Here is a 3953-nt window from a genome sequence, read left to right as displayed (position 1 = left end):
TTCACCTTCGTGGTGCTGTGCCCAAAGTAGGTGAGCTGCCGGTACCCGCCGCCGTCGACCTCTGCCGACACGACCTCCGGGGCCGTTCCCTGCACCACTGTCCACACCAGCCGCTTCCCGTCGGGGGTGAAACGGGGATTGCGGGCAGGAAGCTGGAGCGACGAGACACGCCAGGCCCGGCCGCCGTCCAGGGGCGCAATCCACACGTCGTCCTCGGCCACGAAAGTAACCAGGTCACCGTGCACATGCGGGAAACGGAAGTAGCTCGAAAAGGTCATCGTTCGATCATAGTCAACCCCTCCGCTGCGCTGCGGGAGGCACACAACGGGCGCTGCCGTGGTGAGATGGACCATGCATATCGTCATGGCCGGCGCCTCAGGGCTTATCGGCACCTCCATGTCCGCAGCCTTCCGCAATGCCGGCCACACAGTGGTGACCCTGGTCCGACGGCCACCCGCCGGGCCCGGCGAGGTCCGCTGGGACCCGGCGTCCCACACCCTCGATCCGGGGGCACTTGCCGGCGCCGGCGCCGTAGTCAACCTGTCCGGCGCCGGCATCGGCGACAAGCCCTGGACTCGGAAGCGGGTTGCGGAGCTGTTCAGTTCCCGGCTGGAACCGACGCGGACACTCGTCCAGGCCATGGCGAAGCTGGATGCCCCGCCGGCAGCGTTCATCAGCCAGTCGGCATCAGGGTATTACGGCGACGCCGGCAACACCGTCCTGCGCGAGGACGCCCCTCCCGGCACGGGGACCTTGGCGCAGATCTGCGTTGAGTGGGAGCAGGCTGCCCTGGCGGCACCGGCAGGCGTGCGGGTGGTGACACCCCGCACCGGAGTGGTGTTCAGCCGGTCCGGCGGAGCCCTGGGCAAGCTGCTTCCGTTGCTTCGCCTCGGCCTTGGCGGCCCCTTTGGCAATGGCCGCCAGTTCTGGCCCTGGGTGGCACTTCCGGATGTTTCAGCCGCTTTCCTTTTCCTCCTGGACAGCGATGTATTCGGCCCCGTCAACATCGCCGCACCGGAGCAGGCGGATGTCAACACCATCGTTGCCGCGCTGGCCGGCGCCCTGCACCGTCCTGCGGCCCTTCGGGTTCCGGCCCCCGTACTGCGCACCGTCATGCCCGGGCTGGGCGAAGAGCTCCTGCTGCACAGCCAGCGGATGGAGCCGGCAGTCCTTGCAGCCGCCGGCTATCCCTGGCAGTACGCGCGCCTGGACGAGGCCGCACAATGGGTGGTTGGCCGGGACCGCAAAGCTTAGCTGCGCCCACGGCAGGTTGCAGGGCAGGGCCAGGCACGGCTTTTCTGAACCCGACACCTTCCGCGGTCTATTCACCCGGCAGGATGTCGCTGATCATCCATCGCCCGTCCACCGATACCAGGACCAGCCTCAGCGGCCGGGCCGGGCCGGGCGGTCCTTCTGCCAGCTCTTTGCCCCCGGCATCGAGCGTCCGGTAGCCGGAGGTGGAGGAGGTCAGCCTGACGACCACCTGCGTGGCGGTCTGCGTCCCCTCCGGGGCAACGTCCGAGAGAAGGGTAGTGAATCCGGCCAGCCGCTGGGCGGAGCCGGCCATCTGGCCAGCGATGCGCCCATCCGCGGCTGCCGCAGATGAGCCGGGGGCGTTCACGGCTGCCAGGAGGTCCAGGTCTCCGGTACTGAAGGCGGTGTCCCGCATCACGGAGAGGCCCCGCACGGCAGTTACGGGGTCGGCGGCGTTGGCCCGTTCCCTTGCCGCGGCCAGCGCCGCCGTATCGCCATTGCCTCCGGCGGCGGGAGGTTCCGGGGCTGCAGCGGCAGGCGGCACGGCGGCCGTTGGTGCTTCCGGCCTTGCGACGGCGTGGCCGGACCATAGCTCCTGCCCGGCCGGTCCAAGCAGCATCCACACTCCCGCCGTAACGGCAGCTGCCGCGGGCAGGAGGGTCCGCAGCAGCAACTGCCTTCCCCGGCCAAGAGGGGGCGGTCCGGCATGTTTGCCATGCGGCGCCGGCATTTTGCGCGGTACCCCTGCCGGTAGTTCCCGGGCCAGGCCCCGGCCCGGTGCGGCCGCCGGCCGGCCGTCCCAGCGCGCCGTGGCCGCCCGCCGCCGCAGGCCCTGCACTTTCGCGCGCAAGCGGCCGCCCTTCCCTGCGGCGGGAGCGGCCCGGCGCGTCAGCAGCTCAGGCAGCACGGTGGGATGAACGGCGGTAGACAGGTCCACCGGCTGGGGTTCGGCGCTGCGGTAGATCGCAGCGGCAAACGCCAGCGCATTCGGCCGCAGCCGCCGGTCCTCGTTCAGGCCGGCTTCCAGGGCCACCGCAAGGTCCGTGGGGACACCGCGGACCAGCAGGGACAATGGCGGGCGGTGGGAAGTCCTGCCCGGCGCTTCCCCGGTCAGGCAGTACCAGCCGAGGGCGGCTGCGGAATACACGTCCCGCTCCGGCTGCAGGCCGGCGCGCACGGCATCGACCGGCGTAGGGTCCGTGAAGCCGGCCGTCCCGGCGCCGGCGGTGCCCGGATCGCCGAGCATGCGTGCAACACCCAGGTCGGACAGCATGGGTTTGCCTTGTCCGGTGAACAGGATATTTCCCGGTGCCACGTCCGAATGCGTGAAGCCCTTGCCGTGGAGGTAGCCCAGGGCCTGGGCTATGGGCGTCAGGACGGTGACCGTCTCCCCCACGCTGAGCCTGCCGCGGGCTGCCAGCAGCTGCGCCAGCGAACCTCCGGCGGCGTAATCCATGGTCAAGGCCGGGCCGCCCGTGGGTGCTGCCGTGCGCACCGCATCATGGGCCCGGATGAGGTGCTGGTGGTCCAGGACCGACAAAATCCGGATTTCCCGCCGGACGTCCTCGTCGGTGGGGGCTCCACCGGTCCGCGCAGTCCCGTCCCCGTCCCCCGTGCCGCCGCCGGCGCGGAAACACTTGAGTGCGCACTCCCGGCCGCTCCGCTGTTCCCGGGCCAGCCACACGTCCGCGCTGCCGCCCCGGCCGAGCAGCCGGCCGACGTCGTATCCGGGAACGTTTGGAGCCTGTGCATCGTCCATGGTCCATGTCTAGCGGAGATCCGGAATGGCCGCAGAAGTTATCCACAGGCGCCGGCCGGCCGCAGCAGTCACAATGGGTGCCGCCGGTGAGCTTGGACACTAAACGGGGCCGGCGCAGATTCCGGGTCTAAGCTGGATGGCATGACTCTTGAGTTTTCACAGCTGGGTCTTGCCCCCGACTTCGTTGATTACATGGACGGCTGGGACGCCCAGCGCGAACTCCATGACAAGGTTGTCGCCGGGGATGCCCCCAGCACTGTCCTGCTTCTGGAGCATGCCGCCGTCTACACCGCCGGCAAGCTCACGGAGGACCACGAGCGGCCGTTCGACGGCACACCTGTCGTTGCAGTGGACCGTGGCGGCAAACTTACCTGGCACGGTCCCGGACAGCTGGTGGCCTACCCCATCCTGAAGCTGAAAAACCGGTCCGGCATCCGGGACTACGTGGAACGCCTGGAAGAGATCATGATTGCGGTCATGGCGGACTACGGCATCAAGGCCGAACGCATCAAGGGGCGCGCCGGCGTGTGGCTCAAGGCCGATGCCAAGGGCCCGGACCGCAAGATTGCCGCCATCGGCATCCGCGTCCTGAACGGGGTCACCATGCACGGCATCGCCATCAACTGCAGCAACGATTTGGCCCCTTACGGCCAGATCATCGCCTGCGGCATCACCGATGCCGGGGTGACCACCATGTCCCAGGAAACCGGCCGGGACATCCGGCCGGCGGACATCGTGGACCGTTTTGTGGAGGAATTCCGCAAGCATGAAGAAGCATTGGTTTCGAGCCCTGAAGGAGCTCTACTGTGACATTGGCACCTGAAGGCCGGAAGATGCTGCGGATCGAGCAGCGCAACGCTGCGGTCCCGGTGGAACGCAAACCGGAATGGATCAAGGCCAAGGTCCAGATGGGCCCGGAGTTCGTGGGCCTGAAGAACCT

At 68.8% G+C, this 3953-nt stretch carries 4 protein-coding genes and 1 pseudogene; 3 read left to right on the top strand and 2 right to left on the bottom strand.

Annotation, left to right across the window (positions count from 1 at the left end; translation table 11 throughout):
* The coding region (locus tag PUN71_RS22870) for a hypothetical protein (protein ID WP_277800278.1) at nt 1–278 on the bottom strand (278 nt) is incomplete at its 3' end.
* Nucleotides 279–351: 73 nt separating this feature from the next.
* Between PUN71_RS22870 and PUN71_RS22865 the strand changes: the two genes are divergently transcribed.
* Nucleotides 352–1254: a TIGR01777 family oxidoreductase gene (locus tag PUN71_RS22865; RefSeq protein WP_277800277.1), complete on the top strand. Its 903-nt coding sequence runs from the start codon at nt 352–354 to the stop codon at nt 1252–1254.
* A gap of 67 nt (nt 1255–1321) precedes the next feature.
* Here the strand turns inward: PUN71_RS22865 and PUN71_RS22860 are convergent, their stop codons facing one another.
* Nucleotides 1322–3013, bottom strand: a complete 1692-nt coding sequence (locus PUN71_RS22860; protein WP_277800276.1) for a serine/threonine-protein kinase — start codon at nt 3011–3013, stop codon at nt 1322–1324.
* Between the two features lie 141 nt (nt 3014–3154).
* Here PUN71_RS22860 and lipB point away from each other — a divergent pair, with 141 nt between their 5' ends.
* Both lipB and PUN71_RS22850 read left to right on the top strand, forming a co-directional pair.
* Nucleotides 3155–3823 carry a lipoyl(octanoyl) transferase LipB gene (lipB, locus tag PUN71_RS22855; protein ID WP_043449414.1) on the top strand — a complete coding sequence of 223 codons (669 nt, stop codon included), beginning with the start codon at nt 3155–3157 and terminating at the stop codon, nt 3821–3823.
* Nucleotides 3820–3953, top strand: a pseudogene (locus tag PUN71_RS22850) (lipoyl synthase); the annotation flags it as partial. The gene lipB and the pseudogene PUN71_RS22850, both read left to right, overlap by 4 nt.

The sequence above is a fragment of the Arthrobacter sp. NQ7 genome, assembly GCF_029581595.2.
Lineage (GTDB): Bacteria > Actinomycetota > Actinomycetes > Actinomycetales > Micrococcaceae > Arthrobacter > Arthrobacter phenanthrenivorans_B.
The sequence above is the reverse complement of the archived record's forward strand: the minus strand, read 5'-3'. Positions and strand labels throughout refer to the sequence as shown.

Bases quoted from the DNA above. Each gene is read 5' to 3' on its own strand.
- PUN71_RS22865 (WP_277800277.1), top strand. From the start codon at position 352: ATGCATATCGTCATGGCCGGCGCCTCAGGGCTTATCGGCACCTCCATG.
- lipB (WP_043449414.1), top strand. From the start codon at position 3,155: ATGACTCTTGAGTTTTCACAGCTGGGTCTTGCCCCCGACTTCGTTGAT.
- PUN71_RS22860 (WP_277800276.1), bottom strand. From the start codon at position 3,013: ATGGACGATGCACAGGCTCCAAACGTTCCCGGATACGACGTCGGCCGG.